The 2,952-nt window shown below is 68.9% G+C and carries 3 protein-coding genes; all 3 read left to right on the top strand.

Annotation, left to right across the window (positions count from 1 at the left end):
* A partial coding sequence (locus tag ADBZ6I_RS16875) for an NAD(P)-dependent oxidoreductase (protein WP_526385886.1) occupies positions 1-269 on the top strand: 269 nt, incomplete at its 5' end.
* Positions 270-315: 46 nt separating this feature from the next.
* Positions 316-1,155 carry a nitroreductase family protein gene (locus tag ADBZ6I_RS16870; protein WP_526385884.1) on the top strand — a complete coding sequence of 280 codons (840 nt, stop codon included), beginning with the start codon at positions 316-318 and terminating at the stop codon, positions 1,153-1,155.
* 116 nt (positions 1,156-1,271) lie between these two features.
* The coding region (locus ADBZ6I_RS16865; RefSeq protein WP_526385882.1) for an acyl-CoA dehydrogenase family protein at positions 1,272-2,952 on the top strand (1,681 nt) is incomplete at its 3' end.

Here is a 2,952-nt window from a genome sequence, read left to right as displayed (position 1 = left end):
TCAACACCTCCCGGGGCGCCATCGTCGACGAGACGGCACTGACCGACGCCCTGCGCAACCGTCGACTGGCCGCCGCGGGACTCGACGTGTTCGCCACCGAACCCGTCGCTCCGGAGAACCCGCTGCTGCGTCTGGACAACGTGGTGCTGACCCCGCACGTGGTCTGGTACACCCAGGACACCATGCGCCGCTATCTCACCGAGGCGATAGACAACTGCCGCCGCCTGCGCGACGGAGAGCAGTTGCGCAACGTCATCAACCGGCGTTGATCGCGAGATCGATGCATAATCGAAAAATCGGGGCGCAACAACGGAGGTGAGACCACTGGCGACTTCGCTGCCGGACCGGGTCACCCTGGACAGCGTTCTTGAGGTCGCCGCCCGCGCACCGTCGTCGCGCAATCTGCAGCCCTGGCGGTGGCGCGTCGACGATGCCGCGGTACACCTTTATGCCGACTGGCGCCGGAAAGCCGGTGGAGCGCCGTCGGATCGGCGCGATGTATTGCTCGGCTGCGGGGCGGTCCTGGACCATTGCGTCGTCGCGCTCGCCGCCGCCGGCTGGTCCCCGCGGGTGAGCCGGTTCCCGGACGGCCGCGACGACAGCCATCTGGCGATCCTGGAAGTCGTCGAGCAACCTCCCCAACCGGGGCATCTGGAATTGGCCGCGGCCATTGCCCGGCGCCGGGCCGACATCCGCCGGTACCCGGCCCACCCGATCCCACCGTCCACGTTGGAGCTGTTGTACATCCGCGCGGCGCGGTTGGGCGTGGAGTTGGCCGTCGTTCCCCGATCGCGGTGGGTGCGACATGAGGACGGTAGCGTCACGCTGCGCTTCGCCGAGGCTTTGGGGGACCCGGACGACGATGCGGTTCTGCTGGCGCTCGGCACCCGCCAGGACAACGATGCCATGCGACTGCGCGCCGGTGAGGCGCTCAGCCACATCACGTTGACGGCGACCGCGATGGGTCTGGCCAGCTGCCCGCTGACCGAGCCGTTGAACGACATGCGCAGCCGGTTGGGATTGGCCTGCGAGGTGTTCGACGGCGAGGCGCATCCGCAGGCGCTGATCCGGGTGGGCCTGCCGCCCGTGGACGACGTTTCGCAGCCGCCGACGGCACGCAGACCGGTCAGCGAAACCACTACGTGGTCATCCTGACGACTGGTCACGCGCCACCTGAACTTCCGACCGGAAACGCGGTGAGCGGGGAGTACCCTCGGTCCCAACCCACCGGTTAATAGGCAACTCCCCTGAGAGTGAAGGCGACGTCAACCATGCCCCTCGCGATCACATCCGAACACCAGGACCTCGCCGACTCCGTGCGCGCGCTGGTGCGCCGCGTGGCCCCGGCCGAGCTGCTGCACGCGACGCTGGAGACCCCACTGGACAATCCGCCGCCGTACTGGCGGGCGGCCACCGAGCAGGGTCTGAACGGGCTGCATCTCGCCGAGGCGGTGGGCGGGCAGGGCTTCGGCCTGGTGGAACTGGCCATCGCGATCGCGGAGTTCGGCCACGGCGCAGTGCCGGGACCGTACGTTCCATCAGCGATCGCCAGCGCGCTGATCGCCGCGCACGATCCGGAGACCAAGCTGCTGGGTGAGCTCGCCGCCGGCGAGACCATCGCGGCGTTCGCGATGGAGTCCGACCTGACCGCGCAGCGCCAGAACGGCACCCTGATCATCCGCGGCGAGGCCCGCTCGGTGCCAGCCGCCGCCCAGGCGTCGATCTTGGTGCTGCCGGTCAACATCGACAGCGGCATCGAATGGGCGGTGCTCGACGCCGATGCGCTGGAGATCGTGCCGCTGCGCTCGGTGGACCCGCTGCGGCCCGTCGCGCATGTGCGTGCCAACGGGGTGGAAGTCGGCGCCGAAAGGTTGCTGTCCAACGTCTCCCAGTCCGCCGGCCGGGCCATCGTCAGCACGCTGATGTCGGCCGAGGCCGTCGGCATCGCGCGCTGGGCCACCGACACCGCCTCGGAGTACGCCAAGATCCGCGAGCAGTTCGGCCGGCCGATCGGCCAGTTCCAGGCGATCAAGCACAAGTGCGCCGAGATGATCGCCACCACCGAGCGGGCCACCGCGGCGGTGTGGGACGCCGCCCGCGCGATCGACGAAGCGGCTGAGCAGGATTGGGATAACGAGGCCACCCACTACGAGTTCGCGGCCGCGGTCGCCGCGACACTGGCCCCCGCCGCCGCTCAGCGCTGCGCCCAGGACTGCATCCAGGTGCACGGCGGCATCGGCTTCACCTGGGAGCACGACACCAACGTCTACTACCGGCACACCCTGGGACTGGTGGCCGCGTTCGGACGGTCCGGCGAGTACCGGCAGAAGGTGTTCGACACCGCGACCACCACCGGGATGCGGCCGCTGGACATCGACCTCGACCCGGACACCGAGAAGTTGCGGGATGAAATCCGCTCGGAAGTGACTGCGCTGAAAGATATTCCGCGCGAGGAGCGCACCACGGCCCTCGCCGAGGGCGGCTGGGTGCTGCCCTACCTGCCCAAGCCGTGGGGCCGGGCCGCGAACCCGGTCGAGCAGATCATCATTTCCCAGGAGTTCGCCAGCGGCCGGGTCAAGCGGCCCAACATGGGAATCGCCGCCTGGCTGATCCCGTCGATCGTCGCCTACGGCACCGATGAGCAAAAGCAGCGCTTCCTGCCGCCCACCTTCCGTGGCGAGATGATCTGGTGCCAGCTATTTTCCGAGCCCGGCGCCGGCTCGGACCTGGCCAGCCTCACCACCAAGGCCACCAAGGTCGACGGCGGATGGCGCATCACCGGCCAGAAGATCTGGACCACCGCGGCGCAGTTCTCCCAGTGGGGCGCGTTGCTGGCCAGAACGAACCCGAGCGCCCCGAAGCACAACGGCATCACCTACTTCCTGCTGGACATGAAGCAGCCGGGTGTTGAGATCAGGCCGCTGCGGGAGCTCACCGGCAACGCGCTGTTCA

The organism is Mycobacterium sp. (assembly GCF_044342925.1).
In the GTDB taxonomy this organism is placed as follows: domain Bacteria; phylum Actinomycetota; class Actinomycetes; order Mycobacteriales; family Mycobacteriaceae; genus Mycobacterium.
This window is presented reverse-complemented; position numbering and strand designations above follow the sequence as displayed.